The organism is Streptomyces sp. NPDC107471 (assembly GCF_055582845.1).
In genome coordinates, this window is record NZ_JBVJPC010000004.1 from 457,061 (window position 1) to 476,593 (window position 19,533).

The 19,533-nt window shown below is 72.1% G+C and carries 17 protein-coding genes; 8 read left to right on the plus strand and 9 right to left on the minus strand.

Annotated features, from left to right (window positions below; translation table 11 throughout):
* The first annotated feature begins 85 nt into the window (after positions 1-85).
* Complete coding sequence (locus tag ACZ66S_RS15875; RefSeq protein WP_469902101.1) at positions 86-1,672, plus strand: carboxylesterase/lipase family protein; 1,587 nt, start codon at positions 86-88, stop codon at positions 1,670-1,672.
* A gap of 19 nt (positions 1,673-1,691) precedes the next feature.
* Here the strand turns inward: ACZ66S_RS15875 and ACZ66S_RS15880 are convergent, their stop codons facing one another.
* A complete protein-coding gene (locus ACZ66S_RS15880) occupies positions 1,692-2,747 on the minus strand; it encodes a LacI family DNA-binding transcriptional regulator (protein WP_469902102.1) in 1,056 nt (351 codons plus the stop codon).
* A gap of 229 nt (positions 2,748-2,976) precedes the next feature.
* Entirely contained in the window at positions 2,977-3,918 is a 942-nt protein-coding gene (mmuM, locus tag ACZ66S_RS15885; RefSeq protein WP_469902103.1) for a homocysteine S-methyltransferase, read from the minus strand.
* Positions 3,919-4,583: 665 nt separating this feature from the next.
* Here mmuM and ACZ66S_RS15890 point away from each other — a divergent pair.
* Complete coding sequence (locus tag ACZ66S_RS15890; protein ID WP_469902104.1) at positions 4,584-5,660, plus strand: glycoside hydrolase family 43 protein; 1,077 nt, start codon at positions 4,584-4,586, stop codon at positions 5,658-5,660.
* Positions 5,657-7,069: an RICIN domain-containing protein gene (locus ACZ66S_RS15895; RefSeq protein ID WP_469902105.1), complete on the plus strand. Its 1,413-nt coding sequence runs from the start codon at positions 5,657-5,659 to the stop codon at positions 7,067-7,069. Before ACZ66S_RS15890 ends, ACZ66S_RS15895 begins: the two co-directional genes overlap by 4 nt.
* A 2-nt stretch (positions 7,070-7,071) precedes the next feature.
* On the opposite strand, the gene ACZ66S_RS15900 is transcribed toward ACZ66S_RS15895, so the two are convergent.
* The gene (locus ACZ66S_RS15900; protein WP_469902106.1) at positions 7,072-8,754 is read right to left on the minus strand and encodes a rhamnogalacturonan lyase B N-terminal domain-containing protein; all 1,683 of its coding nucleotides are present in this window, start codon (positions 8,752-8,754) and stop codon (positions 7,072-7,074) included.
* Between the two features lie 192 nt (positions 8,755-8,946).
* Here ACZ66S_RS15900 and ACZ66S_RS15905 point away from each other — a divergent pair, with 192 nt between their 5' ends.
* The 3 genes from ACZ66S_RS15905 (at position 8,947) to ACZ66S_RS15915 (ending at position 12,347) form a co-directional block, all read left to right on the plus strand.
* Complete coding sequence (locus ACZ66S_RS15905; protein WP_469902107.1) at positions 8,947-9,987, plus strand: rhamnogalacturonan acetylesterase; 1,041 nt, start codon at positions 8,947-8,949, stop codon at positions 9,985-9,987.
* A 94-nt stretch (positions 9,988-10,081) separates the two neighbouring features.
* Positions 10,082-11,782 carry a DUF2264 domain-containing protein gene (locus ACZ66S_RS15910; RefSeq protein ID WP_469902108.1) on the plus strand — a complete coding sequence of 567 codons (1,701 nt, stop codon included), beginning with the start codon at positions 10,082-10,084 and terminating at the stop codon, positions 11,780-11,782.
* A gap of 106 nt (positions 11,783-11,888) precedes the next feature.
* Positions 11,889-12,347 carry a hypothetical protein gene (locus ACZ66S_RS15915; protein ID WP_469902109.1) on the plus strand — a complete coding sequence of 153 codons (459 nt, stop codon included), beginning with the start codon at positions 11,889-11,891 and terminating at the stop codon, positions 12,345-12,347.
* Here ACZ66S_RS15915 and ACZ66S_RS15920 read toward each other — a convergent pair.
* The 3 genes from ACZ66S_RS15920 to ACZ66S_RS15930 all read right to left on the minus strand — a co-directional run bounded on the left by ACZ66S_RS15920 (position 12,342) and on the right by ACZ66S_RS15930 (position 14,783).
* The gene (locus ACZ66S_RS15920; protein WP_469902110.1) at positions 12,342-13,133 is read right to left on the minus strand and encodes an alpha/beta fold hydrolase; all 792 of its coding nucleotides are present in this window, start codon (positions 13,131-13,133) and stop codon (positions 12,342-12,344) included. The two genes, ACZ66S_RS15915 and ACZ66S_RS15920, sit on opposite strands and share 6 nt — an antisense overlap.
* Positions 13,126-13,713 carry a TetR/AcrR family transcriptional regulator gene (locus tag ACZ66S_RS15925; protein WP_469902111.1) on the minus strand — a complete coding sequence of 196 codons (588 nt, stop codon included), beginning with the start codon at positions 13,711-13,713 and terminating at the stop codon, positions 13,126-13,128. Before ACZ66S_RS15925 ends, ACZ66S_RS15920 begins: the two co-directional genes overlap by 8 nt.
* Positions 13,714-13,817: 104 nt before the next feature.
* A complete protein-coding gene (locus ACZ66S_RS15930; protein ID WP_469902112.1) occupies positions 13,818-14,783 on the minus strand; it encodes an alpha/beta hydrolase in 966 nt (321 codons plus the stop codon).
* Between the two features lie 172 nt (positions 14,784-14,955).
* On the opposite strand from ACZ66S_RS15930, the gene ACZ66S_RS15935 reads away from it, so the two are divergent.
* Both ACZ66S_RS15935 and ACZ66S_RS15940 read left to right on the plus strand, forming a co-directional pair.
* On the plus strand, positions 14,956-15,411 hold the full coding sequence (locus tag ACZ66S_RS15935) for a MarR family winged helix-turn-helix transcriptional regulator (protein WP_469902113.1): 456 nt from the start codon (positions 14,956-14,958) through the stop codon (positions 15,409-15,411).
* A 105-nt stretch (positions 15,412-15,516) separates the two neighbouring features.
* Positions 15,517-16,767: an MFS transporter gene (locus tag ACZ66S_RS15940; RefSeq protein ID WP_469902114.1), complete on the plus strand. Its 1,251-nt coding sequence runs from the start codon at positions 15,517-15,519 to the stop codon at positions 16,765-16,767.
* A 45-nt stretch (positions 16,768-16,812) separates the two neighbouring features.
* On the opposite strand, the gene ACZ66S_RS15945 is transcribed toward ACZ66S_RS15940, so the two are convergent.
* Genes ACZ66S_RS15945 through ACZ66S_RS15955 form a run of 3 tightly spaced genes read right to left on the minus strand, consistent with a single transcriptional unit; the run spans position 16,813 to position 19,428 of the window.
* Positions 16,813-17,613: an ABC transporter permease gene (locus ACZ66S_RS15945; protein ID WP_469902115.1), complete on the minus strand. Its 801-nt coding sequence runs from the start codon at positions 17,611-17,613 to the stop codon at positions 16,813-16,815.
* A gap of 5 nt (positions 17,614-17,618) precedes the next feature.
* The gene (locus ACZ66S_RS15950; RefSeq protein WP_469902116.1) at positions 17,619-18,422 is read right to left on the minus strand and encodes an ABC transporter permease; all 804 of its coding nucleotides are present in this window, start codon (positions 18,420-18,422) and stop codon (positions 17,619-17,621) included.
* Position 18,423: 1 nt separating this feature from the next.
* Entirely contained in the window at positions 18,424-19,428 is a 1,005-nt protein-coding gene (locus ACZ66S_RS15955) for an ABC transporter ATP-binding protein (RefSeq protein WP_469902117.1), read from the minus strand.
* Positions 19,429-19,533: the final 105 nt, after the last annotated feature.

A 19,533-nucleotide genomic window follows, 5' to 3' on the forward strand; every position in this document is an offset into this window, starting at 1 on the left:
CGAACCGCGCTCTGCACCGGAATACCGAGCCGAACTGTGGTGCTCTGTTGTTCACGGTGCAGTAGCGCGGTGAGGAGGCCGGCGGATGGCAGCAGTCCAGGCGGACCCCGTGGTCAGCACGCCGTACGGGCAGGTACGCGGCCGGTACGAGAACCGGGTCGCGGTGTTCCGCGGCATCCCCTACGCGGCCCCGCCCTTCGGCCCACGCCGGTTCCGGCCACCGGAGCCGCCCGAGCCCTGGGACGGGGTGCGCGACACGGTCGACTTCGGGCCGACGGCACCGAAACCGCCGTACTCCGACGCCTTCGCGCAGTACCTCTCCGACCCGTCCGTGCCCGGCGACGACTGCCTCAACCTCAACGTGTGGACGCCCGAGCCCGGACCGGGAGCCCGGCTGCCGGTCCTGGTGTGGCTGCACGGCGGCGCCCTGACCAGGGGATCCTCCGCGGTGCCGGTGTACGACGGGCACGCCTTCGCCCGGGACGGCGTCGTGCTCGTCTCGGTGAACTACCGGCTCGGCGTCGAGGGCTACGGCCTCTTCCCGGACGCCCCCGCGAACCCGGGCCTGCGCGACCAGCTCGCCGCGCTCCAGTGGGTCCACGAGGCGATCGAGGCCTTCGGCGGCGACCCGGGGCGCGTCACGCTGGCCGGGCAGTCGGCCGGCGCGATCAGCACCGGCGCCCTGCTGGCCGCCCCGCAGGCCCGGGGCCTGTTCCGGCGGGCGGTCCTGCAGAGCGGGCCGCCGGAGTCGGGCGACCGCGACAAGGTACGGCGGATGGTGCGCCGCATGGCCACCCGGCTGAAGGTGCCCGCCACCGCCGCCGCCTTCGCGGACGTCGACCGTGACCTGCTGCTGCGCACCCAGGCCGAGGTGGGCCGGCTCAGCAGCCCGGTCCTCGGGGGTCCCGCGTTCGGGATCGTGGTCGACGGCGACCTCGTGCCGCGCGACCCCCTGGAGGCCCTCACCGTGCCGGGCACCGGCCTGGCGAGGGACGTCGACCTGATGCTGGGCTGGACCAGCGAGGAGTACCGCCTCTGGCTCGTCCCCGGAGGACTGCTGGAGCGGGTCGACCGGCTCGGCCCGGTCGCCCTCGCCGGTGCCATGGCCCGCTGCCACTGCGGCTCCGAGGTGGTCCGCGGCTACCGCGCCCTGCACCCCGGCGCCGGCACCGCCGAGATCGTGGGCCAGATGGTCACCGACCACCTGCTGCGCATCCCCCTGCACCGCCTCGCCGAGGCCCGGCCGGGCACGTCGTACGTCTACGAGTTCGCCTGGCCCTCGAACCTCCCGCAGCTCGGCGCCTGCCACGGCCTGGAGCTGGGCTTCGTCTTCGACACCGGCGACACCCCCGAGTCGGCCAGGCTGGCGGGCGAGGGCGCGCCCAGCGAGCTCGCCGACGCCATGCACGGGGCGTGGGTGCGCTTCGCCACTGACGGCGACCCCGGCTGGCGGCCCTGGGACGCCTCCCACCCCGTGCAGGTCTTCGGCAAGGGCGACCCCCACCTCGCGTCCGGCCCTCGGGACGCCGATTTCGCGGTGTGGACGGCGGACCCGACCACCGAGGAGACGGCTCCCGTCTCCGAGCCGGCGGAAGGCTGGCCCGCACGGACCGCGGAGCTGCGCTCGGTCGTACGGCGGCTGCGGCGCTCGGGGCTCGCGCGGCGGCACTGACGGCGGCCCGGCCGGGGTCTCAGGTGCCGGTCGCCCCGACCGAGTCCCGGACCACCACGTGGGTGCCCAGCAGGAGGTGCTCGGCCGGGTCCTCCGCGGTGCGGCCGAGCGCGGTGCGCACGGCGAGCCGGCCCAGCTCCTCGTAGGGGACGTGCACGGTGGTGAGCGCCGGGTGCAGGTCACGGGCGAAGGGGATGTCGTCGTACCCGGCCAGGGACACGTCCCCGGGGACGTCCAGCCCGGCCTCGTGCAGGGCGGTCAGGGCGCCCGCCGCGACCATGTCGGTGGCGGCGACCACGGCCGTGAAGTCCAGGCCCTCCTTCAGGGCCCGGCGCATCAGACGGTGACCGGAGTCGCGGGTGAAGTCGCCGTTCAGGAGCAGCGCGGGGTCGGGGTCCAGGCCGCGGGCGCGGTGCGCGGCGAGATAGCCGCGCTCGCGGCCCTGCGCGGTGGTGTGGTCGGCCTTGCCGCCGAGGAAGAGCACCCGCCGGTGGCCCTGGGACAGGACGTGGGCGACGAGCGCGTAGGCGCCGCCCTCGTTGTCGTACTCGATGACCGTGACGGGGGCCCCGGGGCCGAGCGGCGGTCTGCCGCACAGTACGAGCCGTGACCCCGCCGAGGCCAGCGAGTCGGCCATCCGGCGGGTGCGCTCGCGGTACTCGACGGTGTCGGCGGCGCCGCCCACCAGGATCACGGCGGCGGCACGCTGGGCCCGCATCATCTCCACGAACTCCAGTTCGTGCTCGACGTCGCCCTCCGTGCTGCACACCAGACACAGATGGCCGAGCCGGGTCGCCTCGCGCTCCACGCCGTGCGCCATCAGGGCGAACGAGGGCCCGGTGATGTCCTCCAGCACGAACGCGAGCGTGGGGGTGCCGACCCCGGCGATCGCCTTCGCGCGCGCGTCGGCCACGTAGTCCATGTCGCGCACGGCACGCAGCACGCGGGTGCGGGTCGCCGTGCTCACCGGGTACACCCCGCCGAGCACCCGCGACACGGTCGACGCGGACACCCCGGCCCGTGCCGCCACGTCCCGGATCGTGCTCCGGCCCGCGTCCTCGCTCTTCCTGGTCATCTGCGCCCTTCCCCCTCGCGAACAGCGGCAACACGATGGAAACCGGTTCCCGAGCGGGAGGCTAGCAGGGGGACGGGGGTCAGGCTAAGGGGCGGGAACGAGGAAACTCGGCGCCCGCGAAGGGACGCGGGGAACTGCGCGAGCGACCACCACGAACGCGCACCCGCACGACATCCGAAGCCGCACGGCGAGTGGGAGCACCGACCCCCGCTACCGCACCGACCCCCCGCTACCGCACCGCCCCCGCGATACCGGAGATCGCCTCGGGCCCCACCCGGCAGCACCCCCCGATCAGCCGCGCCCCGGCCCGACGCCACCCCGTGACCTCCTCCGGGGTGAACGTCGAGCTGCCCTCCCAGCGCCGCGCCCCCGCGACCCAGGTCTCCCCGCTGTTGGGATAGACGACGACCGGCTTGCCGGTGACCCGCGCGGCGGTCTCGATCGCGCGGTCCACGTCCTCGGGGACACAGCAGTTGACGCCGACCGCGACGACCTCGTCCACGTCGGCGGCCAGGGCGAACGCCTCCTCCAGCGGCTGCCCCGCCCGCGTGCGGTCGCCCGCGACCGAGTACGAGAGCCAGGCGGGCACACCGAGACCGCGGACCGACCGCAGCAGTGCCTCGGCCTCGTCCGCGTCCGGGACCGTCTCCAGCGCCAGGACGTCGGGCCCGGCCGCCGCCAGCACCTCCAGCCGGGGCCGGTGGAAGGCCGCCAGCTCGGCCACGCTCAGGCCGTACCGTCCCCGGTACTCCGAACCGTCCGCGAGCATCGCGCCGTACGGCCCCACCGAGGCGGCGACGTACAGCGGCCGCCGGATCCCCCCGGCCCACGCCCGCCGGCTCGCCTCCCGGGCCAACTCGACGCTCAGGCCGAGGAGTTCGGTGGCCCGCTCGCGCCCGATCCCGCGCTTGGCGAACCCCTCGAAGGTGGCCTGGTAGCTGGACGTGATCGCCACGTCCGCGCCCGCCGCGTAGTAGGCGAGATGCGCCTCGGTGATCGCCTCGGGCCGCTCCGCGAGCAGGCGCGCCGACCACAGCTCGTCACTCAGGTCGTGCCCGGCGGACTCCAACTGGTTGGACATGCCGCCGTCGAGCACGACCGGGCCGGCCGCGAGGGCCTCGGCGAAGGGGCGGGAGGGGGTGCCGGGGACGTCCGGGGTGTCGCTGGTCATGCCTCGACGCTAACCGACGGGCCGCCGGACGGCCCCGGCTGTCCGGTCCGTGAACACCGGGACCGGCATGCGGGACCCCGCGCTCTCCGGCACGACCGACCTGGCCCGGCCTCCGGGCCGGGTCTACCCAAGGCGCCGAGCGCTTCCCTGTGCCGGCCGGGACGGATCACGCCCTCCCGGGTCGGTCAGTGCGCCGCGTGCCGTCCTCGTCCGGGTCGCTCGGCCCGCCGCCGGACCGTGGTCGGCACCACCAGGCCGTCCAGCAGACCCAGCGCCAGGACGTACGGCCACCAGCCCAGCCCCTCGGCCGCCTCGCGTCCCGGTGCCGCGCACGGTCAGCGTGCCCTCGCCGCGGAACACACCGTCGTACCTCGTCGTCCCCGCCGGGACGGTGACGACGGTGTCGCCGGTCAGGGTGACGTCCCGGCCGGCGAGGACGTCGGCGGCCGCTGCTGTTCTGTGGAAATGACTGCGCACATCACCGGAGACGCGTACGGCGGGAGTGGAGAACAGAAAACCGCGACAGAAAGCGCCTTCTTCTGATCGCGTCCGACCCGTTGACCGCCCGGTTCCCCGGCCGTACCTTTCGGCTGTTCGCAATAACAACAGATGTTCTCAATATCGAACATCGCTCTCAGGACACCCCCACCCGAGAGGCAGTCCGCATGAGCCGCGCCCCCGACGTCCCCCACCGACGACTGCTGCTGAAAGGCGCCCTGGCCGCGGGCGCCCTGGCGGCGACCCCCACAGCCGCCGAAGCCGCCCCGCGCCCGAAGAAGGCCGCCCCCGTCGTGAACCCGCTCGTCCGCAACCGCGCGGACCCCCACATCCACCGGCACACCGACGGCCACTACTACTTCACCGCCACCGCCCCCGAGTACGACCGCATCGTCCTGCGCCGCTCCCGCACCCTGGGCGGACTCGCGACCGCCGACGAGTCCGTGATCTGGACCAGGCACCCCACCGGCGTCATGGGCGCCCACATCTGGGCACCGGAGATCCACCGCATCGGCGGCAAGTGGTACATCTACTTCGCCTCCGCGCCCGCCGAGAGCGTGTGGGACATCCGCATCTGGGTCCTGGAGAACGCCAACCCCAATCCACTCAAGGGCACTTGGGTGGAGAAGGGGCAGATCAGGACCGCCTGGGAGACCTTCTCCCTGGACGCCACCACCTTCACCCACCGGGGCACCCGCTACCTCGCCTGGGCCCAGCACGAGCCCGGCCTGGACAACAACACCGGCATCTTCCTGTCGAGGATGGCGAACCCCTGGACGCTGACGGGCACTCAGATCCGGCTCTCCACCCCGGAGTACGACTGGGAGTGCGTCGGCTACAAGGTCAATGAAGGCCCCTCGGTCATCGCCCGCAACGGCCGCCTGTTCATGTCCTACTCGGCCAGTGCCACCGACCGGCACTACTGCATGGGGCTGCTCACGGCCGACGCGGACGCCGACCTCATGAACCCGACGAGCTGGTCCAAGTCGCCAAGCCCCGTGTTCACCAGCAACGACGTCACCGGGCAGTACGGCCCCGGCCACAACTGCTTCACGGTCGCGGAGGACGGCCGCAGTGACGTCCTCGTCTACCACGCCCGCCCCTACAAGGAGATCGTCGGCGACCCGCTGAACGACCCCAACCGCCACACCCGCGTGCAGCAGCTCAACTGGCACGCGGACGGCACCCCGGACTTCGGCATACCGGTGGCGGACACCGCCATCGACTCGGAGGTTGCGTCATGAGACGTGCGTACGCGGTACTGCTCGCCCTCTGCCTGGCCCTCGCCGGCGCCCTGGTGACCGCCGGACCGGCCCAGGCCGCCCCGCTGACCATCCCCAACGGCGTCCAGTTCACGGACACTTCGGGAAGTGCCCTGCACGCCCACGGCGGCGGGGTCGTCAAGGTCGGCTCCTACTACTACTGGTTCGGCGAGGACCGCAACGCCGACAACACCTTCCGGTACGTCGACGCCTACCGCTCCACCGACCTGAGGAACTGGGAGTTCAGGAACCACGTCCTGACCCAGTCGAGCGCCTCCGAGCTGTCCAAGGCGTACATCGAGCGGCCCAAGGTCGTCTACAACGCGAGCACCGGCAAGTTCGTGATGTGGATGCACAAGGAGAACGGCACCGACTACAGCGAGGCCCGCGCGGCCGTCGCCGTCTCCGACTCCGTCGACGGCAACTACACCTATCAGGGCAGCTTCCGCCCGCTCGGTCAGTACATGTCCCGGGACATCACGACGTTCGTCGACACCGACGGCACCGGCTACATGGTCTCCGCCGCCAACGAGAACTACGACCTGCACATCTACCGGCTCACCGCCGACTACACCGGCATCGCGAGCCTGGTCGCCAACCCCTGGCCCGGCGGCCACCGCGAGGCTCCCGCCCTGTTCAAGCGGGGCGGCGTCTACTTCATGCTGACCTCGGGTGCGACCGGCTGGAGCGCCAACCAGCAGCAGTACGCCACCGCGACCTCCCTCGCCGGTCCGTGGACCTCGATGGCGAACGTCGGCGACTCCACGACGTACAACTCGCAGACCGCGTACGTCCTCCCGGTGCAGGGCACCTCGGGCACCTCGTACCTCTACCTGGGCGACCGCTGGGGCAACTCCTTCGGCGGGACCGTCAACGACTCGCGGTACGTGTGGCTGCCGTTGACCTTCCCGACCTCCACCACGATGTCCATGTCCTGGTACCCCGAGGTCACCGTCGACACGGCGGCCGGGACGGTCTCCGGCACCGCCGCCACCTACAACACCCTGATCGCGCGCAACAGCGGCAAGTGCGCGGACGTGCCCGACCAGTCGCTGTGGCAGGGTGCCGCGATCAGTCAGTACACCTGCAACGGCGGCGCCAACCAGAAGTGGTGGTTCAAGAACCTCGGCACCGGCTACTACCAGTTGGTCGGCCGCGGCAGCTCGCTGTGCCTCCAGGAGAACGCCTCCACGGTGACCCAGGAGAACTGCTCCTCGACCGCCACCGCCCAGCAGTGGTCCCTGGTCACGTCGGGCTCGTACGTGACCGTCAAGGCCCGCGCCACCGGTGAGTGCCTGGACGTGAACGGCGCGTCCACCGCCAACTCCGCCGTGATCATCACGTACACGTGCAGCGGAGCGACCAACCAGCAGTGGACGCGCGGGACCTGAGGTCAGGTCAGCAGGTCGATCGCGTCGATCGACGTGCCCGCGCTGAGATAGGACGTCGACCCCGACCCGCTCACGATGTTGATCTTCAGCGTGTTGTACTGGCTGGTGTCCGTGCGCCAGGCACTGGCCGGAACGCTGTAGGTGAACGTGTAATTGTTGCCCCGGTAGGACCCGTTGGTCAGGGACCGGGTGCTCGGCTGGGTGGGCGGGGAGGGGATCGCCGACGTCCAGGTGTCGTTGACGACGACCTGCGGCCGCCCGTTGGCGTAGGCCGTCGTCACCCCGATCCGCAGGGTGTGCGCGGCGGCGGCCTGCGCGGCGGTCAGCCTGAAGTACACCAGCAGCCCGCTGTTGACGTCCTTCCAGAGGTAGCAGGGGAAGGCCGAGGTCTCGGTGCCGCTGCCGATCACCACGTTGCCGGTCCAGGCGGAGGCGCGCACGTCGGAGGGATGGGCGTACGTCATCAGGTCGGCGTTCTTGAAGCCGCTCGGCGTGCCCGTCCAGTCGTTGATCCGCCAGATCGCGCCCGCGTTGCTCGGGTCGTTCGAGGACGGGACCGCGATCGAGTTCAGGGTGGTCGTGCCGCCGGCGGTCACCGTCACCGAGGTGGTGTACACGGCGAGCTCGCTCTTGAAGACGGTCAGGGTGTACGTCCCCGGCAGGACCCCGCCGATGGAGAAGTAACCGTCCGAGGAGCGGGCCGAACCCCAGTACTGGGCCGCCGTGTTGGCGAGACCGACGGTGTACGGGTACGCCGTGTTCCGGCCGGTGATGCCCACCCCCGCGACCCGGCCCCGGCCGCCCGAGGCGACGTAACCGGAGATGCCGAGCGAGTCCGCCCACGAGGTGGTGAGCGTTCCCGGGAACAGTGCGGAGGAAGGCGCGCCGCCGTCCGTGAGGGCGATGACGTAGGGGCCCTGGAGGCCGAAGCGCTCGTCCTCGGTCTGGTTCTGGGCGTAGTGCAGGATCTCGTACAGGCCGCCGCCGTCGGCGCTCTGGTGGCGCAGCAGGGAGCGGTAGAAGGGGCCTCCGGACGCCTTCTCGTGGTGGGAGCGCACGATCCACAGACCGACGCCGTTCGCGCTCCAGCCGATGTAGTTGTAGTCCATCACCCGCAGCCTGGAGTAGTGCTTGGAGCGGGTCTGGCCGTCGGACTTGGCGAACACGTCCGAGGCCTCGATGGTGGTGGGCGCGTAGGTGTAGGAATCGGGCTCGTCGTTGAGGAACAGGCCCGCCTTCACGCGCAGGATGAAGCGGGTGGAGGCGACCGAGGTGTCGGCCCGGTTGGTCCACAGGTAGACGTTGTTCTCGCCGCTGCGGGCCGCGTAGTAGTGCCGGAGCGTGCCGTACGCGACCGAGATCAGGATGGTCGTGCCCGACTGCCTGACGGTGACGGTGGAGGTGCCGAGACCGGACTCGATGTGCGAGTTCTTGCCGCCGTAGCCCTGGTACTCGGTGCCCTTGTAGACCAGCGAGGTCAGGTCGCCGTTGGTCTTGCTGACCTTGAAGACGAGGTTCGCGCCGGTGTCGACGACGTAGTTCGAGCCGTCGTCGGACCAGCCGAAGCCCGCGGCGGACGCGTTCCCGGCGAGCGGACCGGCGAGGGCGGCGGTGCCCGCGGCGGCCGCGGTGCCGAGGACGAAGGTGCGGCGTCCGACCGTACTGCGCACGGTGGATTCGGACATGGGGGTGCCTCCTTCGGGTCGTGTGGGGGTGGTGCGGGTGCTTTGGAGAGTGACAGTTGAATCGATTTCGCGAAAGGGCTTTCACCCGCTGGAAGTTGGCAGGTTCGTGAAATCAGCGCAGGGACTAGAAAGCGCTTGCAGATGGCGGTACGGTCCGGCGCCAGGTGTTGTCCCCGGACGGAGGAACCGCGAATGAGACGTTTCAACCTCGCCCTGCTGGCGGCGGTGGCACTGGCCTCGGGCCTGACAGCCGTCCCGGCGCAGGCGCACTCGGCACGTCCGCCCGGCCCGGAGAACTGCACCGCGGCCGGCTGCCACTTCGACGTCCCGCCGGGAACGTACGACGTGAAGGTCCTCCTCGGCGGCGATACCGCGTCGAGCACGGCCATCAGCGGCGAGGCCCGGCGTTCGCTCCTCCCGGAGACGGCCGCCGCGGCCGGCGAACGGGTCTCGCGCAGCTTCACCGTGAACGTCCGCACCCCGGAGGGCGAGCCGACCGGCCCCGACGGCACGCCGGGCCTGGACCTCGTCCTGGGCGGCCCGGCCCCCGCGCTCGCCGACATCCAGGTCACCCGCGCCCGGCACCCCCGCCAGATCCTGCTCGTCGGCGACTCCACGGTCTGCGACCAGCCCGCCGACCCCTACTCCGGCTGGGGCCAGCAACTGCCCCAGTACCTGCGCAAGGGCCTGTCCGTGGCCAACTACGCCGACTCCGGCGAGAGCACCGTGAGTTACCTGTCCGAGCCGCGCCTGTGGGCCACGGTCCAGCCGCTGATCCGCCCCGGCGACCTCGTCCTCGTCCAGCTCGCCCACAACGACAAGACGACGGACGAGGCGACCTACCGGGCGAACCTGGAGACTCTGGTCGCGGGTGTGAGGGAGAAAGGCGGGAACCCTGTCCTCGTGACGCCCGTCGTGCGACGCTGGTTCAACTCGGACGGCACGCTGGACAACGGGACGGCCCTGCTGGTCAACGGCCTCGGGGTGGACCATCCCGCGGTGATCCGCTCGGTCGCCGCGGCCGAGGACGTCCCGCTGATCGACCTGACGGCGAGGACGAAGTCGCTCGTGGAGTCGCTGGGCGTGGAGGGCTCCAAGGCGATCTACCTCTACAACGAGAAGAGGGACAACACCCACACCTCCGTGCACGGGGCCACCGTGTACGCGGGCCTGGTCCGCGACGAACTGGTCGCACAGGGACTGGTGCCCGCCGGGCTGGTGCGGGTGGGATAGACGCCTGGGGCGTCCCGACCGGAACCGGGGCGCCCCAGGTCTTTGCCGCGAGCCGGCGCGCTCGCGGGCCTGCGACGCGAAGAAGAGAGAACCGATGCAGTTGCCCCCCGAGGACCGCACCCTCAGCCCGTACACCGGCTACACGCGCGCCCACTGGGAGTCCGCCGCCGACGCACTGCTCGCCGCGGTGGAGCCGTACGCCACCGGGGACCGCGCCCTCTACCACCTGCCCGGCGACCGGGAGAGCTGGTCCGGCCGCCTATCCGACGGCCTCGAGGGCTACGCCCGTACGCTCCTGCTGGCGGCCTTCCGCCAGGACGCGACCGCGCTGGAGCGGTACGCCGACGGACTCGCCGCCGGGGTCTCGGGGATCTGGCCCCGGATCGAGGACCGCAGCCAGCCTCTGGTGGAGGCGGCGTCGATCGCGTTCGCGCTGCGGATCACGAAACCGCTGCTGTGGGACCGGCTGGACGACGGTGTCCGGCAGCGCGCCGCGGCCTGGCTCGGCGACGCGCTCACCGCCGAGGCCTGGCCCTGCAACTGGGAGCTCTTCCCGGTCACGGTCGCCGGCTTCCTGGCGTCGGTCGGGCATGAGCCGGAGGCCTCCCGCAAGGCGATCGACCGGGGCCTGGAGCGTATCGAGCAGTGGTACGTCGGCGAGGGCTGGTACACCGACGGCGACGGCCGCAAGTTCGACTACTACAACGGCTGGGCCATGCACCTCTACCCGGTGCTGCACGCCTGGCTGGCCCGGGACGAACGGCTGCTGGAGCTGTACGGCGGCCGCCTCTCCCGTCATCTCGACGACTACGCCCGCCTGTTCGGGGCCGACGGCGCCCCGATGCACCAGGGCCGCTCACTGACGTACCGCTTCGCGACGACGGCACCCCTGTGGCTGGGCGCGCTGACGGGCCACACCCCGCTGCCCCCGGGCGAGACCCGGCGGCTGGCCTCCGGAGCCCTCAAGCACTTCCTGGACCGGGGCGCGGTGGACTCCCGCGGCCTGCTCACCCTCGGCTGGCACGGCCCCGACCCGGCGGTCCTCCAGGGCTACTCGGGCCCGGCCTCCCCGTACTGGGCGAGCAAGGCGTTCATCGGCCTGCTCCTCCCAGCGGACCACGAGGTGTGGACGGCGGTTGAGGAACCGGGCCCCGCCGAGCGCTCCGACGCGCTCACCGCGATCACCGCCCCCAACTGGCTGCTCCAGTCCACCAGTTCCGACGGCCTGGTCCGCCTCCACAACCACGGCAGCGAGGACGTCCGCTACGACCCCTACTACACCCGCCTCGCCTACTCCACGGCGACCGAGCCGTCCCCGTTCCCGTCCCACGACAACAGCCTGATCGTGGCCGACGACCCGAGCCGCACGGAGATCGAACCGCTGGGGGTGGGGGAGGGCTGGGCGGCCTCCCGGCACACGGCGGCCGGCGGAGTACGGGTCTCCAGCGTCGTGCTCGCCCGAGGGGCCGTGGAGGTACGCGCCTTCCTCGTCTCCGGCGCGGATCCCGGAACACCGGTACGGGTGACCGGCTGGGCCGCCCCGCGCGAGGGCGTTCGGACCGAACTCCTGCCCGCCGTGGGCCTCGACGCCGAGCTCGGCGGAGTGACGGGAGACACCGACACCCTCTTCGTCGCGCTGTCCCGACTCACCGGCGACCCGAACGCGGCACCCCTGCGGGAGACGGTGACCGTACGGGCCGTGGGGGCGGGGGAGTTGACCGTGGCGTGGGCCGGAGGGCCGCGGACGCGGGTCCGGCTGACGGGGGACGGGGTGGACGTCGTGAGCGGGGAGTGAGACGGCTCGGGCGGCGGGTGGCGCGGCCGCCCGTCGTCCGCTCCGCGTCCGGCGCCCCCACCACACTTCGGCCACCGCCGAAGCACCCCGCCGTTAGCGTCCCGGCATGACCGAACATCCTCAGGAGACCCCCGCTCAGGCCGTCACCGGCATGGTGGAGCATGTTCTCGCGCTGGCCGCCACCTGGACCGCGTGGGACGGTGAGCCCGCTCAGGTCGACGGGCGGGTGTACACCCCGCACAAGGCGATCCGGCGGGTCGCCGACCATCTCGTCGACCACCTGGCCGAGTTGGAGGCGCGGCTGGCCGGCGAGGAACCGCAGCCCGACCGCTGGCACGCGTCGGCGAGCACCACCGTGGCCGACCTCGCCCCCTTCACCCGGGAGGACCTGGACGAGGCCCGCAATCGTCTCGTCCGGCTGGCCCGGATCTGGGCCAACCGTCTCGACGCGCTCACGGAGGAGCAGCTCGACCGGTCACCCGGTGAGGGCTGGAGCTTCCGCGAACTGGCCCTGCACCTCAGGGGGTCCACGTACTACGCCGACGCGCTCGGCGATCTGTCATGACAGGTCGCCGGTCCCGAGCAGCGTGCGCGTGAGCCGCTCGGCGAAGTCCTCCGGGTACTGGAGGACGCCGAGGTGGCCGCCGGGGAACTCGACGAAGTCGGCCTGCCGGTGCTTCACCAGGAACTCGGCGGTACGGTAGAGGAGTTGGCCCCGGGATTCGGCGCCCGCGCCGACGGTGAGACGGGTCCGCGCGGGGCCCGCTTCGGGGACGTAGGACGTGAAGGGGCCGATGACGTGCGCGAGGGCGAGCGCCATGGGGGTCCGCAACTCCTCCTCCCGGGACAGGGGTTCACCCCCGGGGAGTTCCCCCGCGTCCCGCTCCTCCAGTACGGCGGTCATCAGGGCGCCCGCCGCCGCGAGCCCCTTGGTCCGGTAGACCTCGCAGACCTCCCGGAACGCGGCCTGTTGCCGTGCCCCGTCCGGCAGCACCCCGACGCAGGGCGGCTCGTGCGCGACCACGTGCCGCAGCCGCTCCGCGTGCCGGGCCGCCAGGTCGAGCGCGGCCACCGCCCCGGCGCTGGTGCCGAGGACGTAGGCCGAGTCGCCCGCCGGGAGCGTCTCGTCGAGCACCCGCCGCGCCCCGTCGCTCCAGTCCTGGACCCGCTGGTCCGCCACGGGTTCGCCGAGGCGGCCGTGGGCGAGGCCCAGGGGGTCGTAGGTGACGACGGTGAAGTGCCCGCGGAGCGCCTCCGTCATCGGGCCGAGGCCCATCGGGTGCCCGGCGCCGCCGGGAAGCAGCAGCAGGACGGGGCCGCTGCCGGTGATGTCGTAGGACGGGTCAGTCATCAGTTCTCTCCTCCTGGGGCCAGTTCTCGAGTGCCACGTGCAGGGCGTCGACCGCCCGGTCCCAGGACTTCCGCACGTCGCGGGGGGCGCCGAAGCCGCCCGCCGACTCCAGGGCGCAGTAACCGTGGAAGGTGGCGCGCAACAGGCGTACCGCGTCGGTGAGATCGGGTTCGGCGAGGCCGTAGGCGCGCAGCATGCCGTAGGTGATCTCGGCGGTGCGCCGCAGCGCGGGGGTGCCGGCGATCAGCGACTGGTCGATCCGGATCTGGGTGGCCGCGTACCGGCCCGGCCGCTCCAGCGCGTACGCCCGGTAGGCGCCGGCGAAGGCGGCCAGCGCGTCCTTCCCGGACCGGCCCGCCACCTCGACGGCGATCCGGTCGATCAGCTCGCCGCCGGCGAGCAGGGCCACCCGGGTGCGCAGGTCCTGAAGGTTCCTGACGTGCGAGTACAGGCTCGCGTCCTTCACGCCGAAGCGTTTGGCCAGGGCGGCCAGGGTGACGTTCTCGAAGCCGACCTCGTCGGCGAGGTCGGCCGCGGCCTCGGTGAGGCGGTCGGCGCTGAGGCCGGCTCGGGGGACCATGCGCGCTCCAGTTGCCTAGGACTCCTAGGAAAGATACTGGAGTGCATAGGGGAAAGGCCCCGGATTTTCCGGATCCGGGGCCTTCTGGCGTGCGAGGGGTGGGGTCAGGCGGTCGCGAGAGCCGTGCGGAGGGTGCTGATCGCCTGGCTGATGGCGGCCTCGGCGGCGTGCGTCTCGCGCAGGGCGTTGAGCATCACGAAGTCGTGGATGATGCCCTGGTAGCGGACCGCGGTGACCGGGACGCCGGCCTCGCGCAGCCGGTTCGCGTACGCCTCGCCCTCGTCGCGCAGGACGTCGGCCTCGCCGGTGATGACCAGGGCCGGGGGCAGGCCCGTGAGCTGCTCGGTCGTGGCGCGCAGCGGGGACGCGGTGATCTCGGCGCGCTGCCCCTCGTCGGTCGTGTACTGGTCCCAGAACCACTGCATGGCGTCCCGGCGCAGGAAGTACCCCTCGGCGAACTGCCGGTAGGAGCCGGTCTCGAAGCTCGCGTCGGTGACCGGGTAGAAGAGGACCTGCTGGACGAGCGGGACGTCCCCGCGCTCCTTCGCCATCAGGGTCAGCGCGGCCGTCATGTTGCCGCCGACGGAGTCCCCGGCCACGGCGATGCGCGTGGCGTCCAGTGCCTTGCCTGCGCCCTGCTCGACGATCCAGCGGGCGACGGCGTAGTTCTGCTCGATCGCGACCGGGTAGCGGACCTCGGGGGAGAGGTCGTACTCGGGGAAGACGACGGCGGCCTCGGCGCCGACGGCGAGTTCGCGGACCAGCCGGTCGTGGGTGTGGGCGTTGCCGAAGACCCAGCCGGCGCCGTGGATGTAGAGCACCACGGGGAGGGTGCCGGTGGCGCCGGCGGGGCGGACGATCCGGGCCCGGACGCTGCCGGTGGGGCCGCCCTGGACGGTCACCCACTCCTCGTCGACGGCGGGCTTCGCGATGTCGCCCGACTGCACCTCGTCGACCGCCTTGCGGCCCTCGGCCGGGCCGAGGTCGAAGAGGTACGGCGGGTTCGCGGTGGCCTCCACGAAGGCCTGGGCGGCGGGCTCCAGTACGGGGCGGGGGGTGCTGTCGGTCATGACCATCTCCTCGGATCGGGTGCCGCGGGCGCGCTCGGCCTGTGGGTTCGGCCGAGCGGCGGCATGCCGAGAACAGTAGCGTGCTATTGAGTCGTGCACAACTAATTAGTGGTCGATAGAATCGGGGAGACCTGAACGCGTACCGTGGAGGCCCACCGAAGGGAGCCGTTCCGTGAGGACCACCGCAGACGAGCAGGGCGAACTGTCCCTGCTCCTCGACGACCAGCTCTGCTTCGCCCTCTATGCGGCGTCGCGAGCGGTCACCGCGCGCTATCGCCCGCTCCTCGACGAACTCGGGCTGACCTACCCCCAGTACCTGGTCCTCCTGGTGCTCTGGGAGCAGGACTCGATCTCCGTCCGCGACCTGGGCGCCGCCCTGCAACTGGAGTCCAGCACACTGTCACCGCTGCTCAAACGCCTGGAGGCGGCGGGGCTGCTGCGCCGTGAACGCCGGCCGGACGACGAGCGGTCGGTGGCCATCCGGCTCACGGACGAGGGGGCGCGACTGCGGGAGACGGCCCGGTCGGTGCCGTCCGCCATGGGGGACGCCATGGGGCTGACACCGGAGCAGGACGCGGTGATGAAGCGACTGCTCCGACTGCTCACGAGCAACGTGACGGCGGGGTGACCCCGGCCGTGCCATGAGTGCCGCGCCCGCCGCGGCCGCCGGGCGGTAATTCGCTTGGGAGTCGTCGCCCGTGGTCCTAGGGTTGCCGGGGCACCGGGGAGGGACATGGCGTACGAGGCTCAGCGGGACGACACGACCGACAAGTCCCCTCCGCCGACGGCTCGTTCACTCCCGCTCTGGCGGCAACGCGACTTCGCCGTCTTCTGGGCCGCGCAGACCCTCTCCGTCCTCGGTGACTCCTTCGCCCTGATCGCCCTGCCCCTGCTGGTCCTGGAGACCACCGGCTCCCTCGCCCGGATGGGACTGCTGACGGCGGTCGGCGGTGCCGCCTCCGTCGTCGCCGCCGTGTTCGCCGGCGTGGTGGTGGACCGGGTCGACCGGCGCCGGCTGCTCATCGGCTGCGATCTCGTGCGCATGGTGCTGTACGGGGTGATCCCGCTGGTGTGGCTGTTCGGCCCGCGGATCTGGCTGCTGTACGCGGTGCTGCCGGTGTGCGAGGCGGTCGGCATGCTGTTCGCCGTCGGGTACGTCACCGTCGTACGGTCTCTCGTCGGGACGGGGCAACTCACCGAGGCCAACGGGCGGTTGAACGCGACCGCCGCCGCGGCCGGGGTGCTGGGACCGGTGTGCGCGGGCGTCGTGGCGGCCTGGACCGGTCCCGCCACGGCGATCGGCGTGGACGCGGCGAGCTTCGGGGTGTCGGCGCTGTGCACGTTCTTCGTACGGTTCCGGGGCCGCCCCGCCGAGGCGCCCGGACGCACCGGCCTGTGGCGCGACCTGCGCACCGGAGTGGCCTTCCTGCGCGGCCACCCCGTGCTGCGCTCGCTCACCGCGCTGCTGTTCGTGTTCAGCTTCCTCACCCTCGGCCTGAACGACCTGGTGATCTACCACCTCAAGCACGACCTCGGCCACGACGACGGCACGGTCGGCGCCGTGCTGGCCGTCGGCGCGCTCGGCACCATCACCGGCGCCCTGCTGGTGGCGCGGGTACGCCGACGGCTCGGCTTCGGCGCGGTGTGGACCGGCTCGGTGGCGTTGTGCGGGCTGGCTTTCGCCGGCCTCGGCTGGGCCCGCGGCGTACCCGCCGTGGCGCTGCTGGTCGCGCTCTTCCTGGCCTGCGGCGGCATGGCGGGCACCTGCTCGATGTCCCTGCGCCAGGAGGTCACCCCCGAGCCCCTCCTGGGCCGCGTCACCTCCGCCTTCTGGACCCTGCACTACGCGGCGGCCCCGATCGGCGCGGCCGTCCTCACCTGGGCGGCCGAGCACCACGGCACGGCCCCGGTGGGCCTGCTGGCCGGCACCGCCTGCGTACTCGTCGCCACCGCGGCCCTGTTCACCCCGGTCCGGCGGTCCTGACGGGCGGCGGCGCCCGGCGGGCCCCGCCGCCCACGGCCACCGAGGTCACCCGTTGATCCCCGCGTAGTGCCGAAGGCTCCACCGCCACAGCACCCGTGAACCCACGTACGCCACCACGCCCAGCAGGGGGGAGAGCGCCGCCAGCCAGTAGGGGGCGCCGGTGTCGTGGCCGTGGCCGGTGAGGACCGCGGCCGGGAAGTAGGCGACGAAGGCGAGGGGGAGGCCGTAGGTGAGGAGGCCGCCCACCGCCTTCGGGAGGACGTTCAGGGGGTAGCTGCCGAAGGTGCCGAGGAGTTCCTCCAGCCAGCGGCTCCAGTAGTCGGCGGCCGGGAAGCGCAGGGCCGCGCAGGTGATCGCCGTGAAGAGGGCCGCCTCCAGGAGCATGCCGCCGAGCACGGCGACGACCAGGTAGGAGATCCGGCCCGGCGTCCAGTCGAGCCGGCTGCGGCTGAGCGCGCCGACCATGAGGCCCACCGCGACGGTCAGGTCGCCGATCGCGTTGGTGGGGAAGAAGGCCAACTGGAGCTGGCGGTGCACCGGCATCGGGCGGGTCAGGTAGATGTCGATCCGGCCCTCCTGGATCTGCCGGCCCGCCCCGTGCACCCGCCCCAGCAGCAGCACGAACAGTCCGTGGGCCAGCATCCGCGTCGCCGGGATCAGCAGAACCTCCGAACTGTCCCAGCCGCCCATCCCGGTGAACCGGGTCAGCAGCACGGTGGCGAACACGATCACCGACACCTGCCAGATCGCACCGATCGCGATCATCAGCAGGAACTCCGTGCGGTACTCGAGCTGCGCACGGAAGTTGAGGCGCGTGACGCGCCACGCGATCCGCATGCCGTTCACGGGCCTCAGCCTCCTTGGGAGATGACGCGACGGGCGGCCCGCCGCCACAGGAAACGGGTGAACACGGTGAGCGCCACGCCCCAGAACGCCTGGACCGCCAACTGCTCCCAGGCGTCCGACAGCGGGACGCGGCCGATGTAGAGGGACAGGGGGACGCTCAACGTGGCCTGGAACGGCAGGAATCCGCTGAGCGTGATGAACCAGTCCGGGAAGAACCACAGCGGCGCGTACACCCCGGACAGCAGGTTCTGCGCGAAGATCAGGATGAGCATCGCCGCGTTGTTGCGGACCGTCCAGAAGCACAGTTGGTCCAGGACCAGCATCACGTGGTAGAGGACCCACTGGCCCAGCAGCAGACTCAGCGCGAACACCCCGGCCACCGCGGCGGACCTCGGCGGGTCCACCACCCCGGCGAGCAGGCAGACCAGGTAGCCGCCGAGCGCCCACGCGAAGCCGTACACCTGCTCGCCGAGGGCGCGCAGGGCGTGGTAGCGCTGGGGCGGCAGCGGGCGCAGGTACCAGTAGACGATCGTGCCGAAGTGCATGTGCTGGAGCACGGTGTCCCGGCCCGCGTACTGGTCCAACTCCCGCAGCCGGGAGGCGAGCACGGCCAGCACGGCGTACGTGACGGCCTGGCCCTCGGTGAGGCCCGCGGTGGTGCCGGTGTGCGTGTACAGCCCGTGCCACAGGGAGGCCACCAGGACCACCTGGACGGCCAGCCGGACCAGGACGGCGGTCATCCGGGGCGGTGCGTGCAGCTCGCCGAGCGGGGTGACCCGGGCGGCGCGCCAGGCGTGCAGGACGGTCATGTCAGACCGCCCCGGCGTGGACGTAGGCCGCCCGCATGACGTCTTCGAGGTCGGCCTCGTCGATGGCGACGCCCGTCACCTCGTACCGCTCGATGACCGCCTTCAGGGCCTGGTGCACGGTGGGGGAGTCCGGTCCGTCGGGGCTCTCGGGGCCGAACACGACCTGCGGGCCCTCCTTGCGCAGCACCGCGATCCCCGGCAGCGGGACGACGTCCGTGTGCGCGTCGGCGAGGGTCGCGCGGACCTGCCAGGTGGAGCCGAACCTGCGGCGGATCTCGTCGAGGCTGCCGTCGAGGACGAGCCGGCCGTGGTTGATCAGGACGACCCGCTCGGCGAGCCGCTCCACCTCGGTCATGTCGTGGGTGGTCAGCAGGACCGTACGGCCGCGCTCCTCGACCTGGTGGCGCAGGAACTCCCGGACCTGCTCCTTGACGACCACGTCCATGCCGATGGTCGGCTCGTCGAGGAAGACGACCGGCGGGTCGTGCAGCAGTGCGGCGGCCAGGTCGCAGCGCACCCGCTGCCCGAGGGAGAGATGGCGGACCCGGGTGTCCCAGAACGCGGACAGCTCCAGGATGGCGTCGAACTCCGCCAGCCGGGAAGCGTGTTCGGCCCTCGGCACCTCGTAGATGTCCCGGAGGATCGAGAAGGACTCGCGCACCGGCAGGTCCCACCAGAGCTGGGTGCGCTGCCCGAAGACCGCGCCGATGTTACGGGCGTTGCGTTCGCGATCCTCGTACGGCACCACGCCCGCCACCCGTGCCTCGCCCGAGGTGGGCGTGAGGATGCCGGTGAGCATCTTGATGGTGGTGGACTTGCCGGCGCCGTTCGGGCCGAGCAGGGCGAGGAGTTCGCCGGGCGCCACGTCGAAGGTGATGTCCGTGACGGCGTGCTTGGCGACCCGCTCCGGGTTGACCAGGGAGCGCAGGGTGCCGGCGAGGCCGGGGCGGCGGACGGTGGTGTGGAAGGTACGCGAGAGCCCGCGCACCTCGATGCTTCCCCTCACGGTGTGAACTCCCTTGCGCTGAACATGAGTTGCGGCCGGTCGGCTGAGAAGCCGACCGGCCGCGGGCACCCCATGACCGTCGCAGAGTGCCGATCACACTGGCAA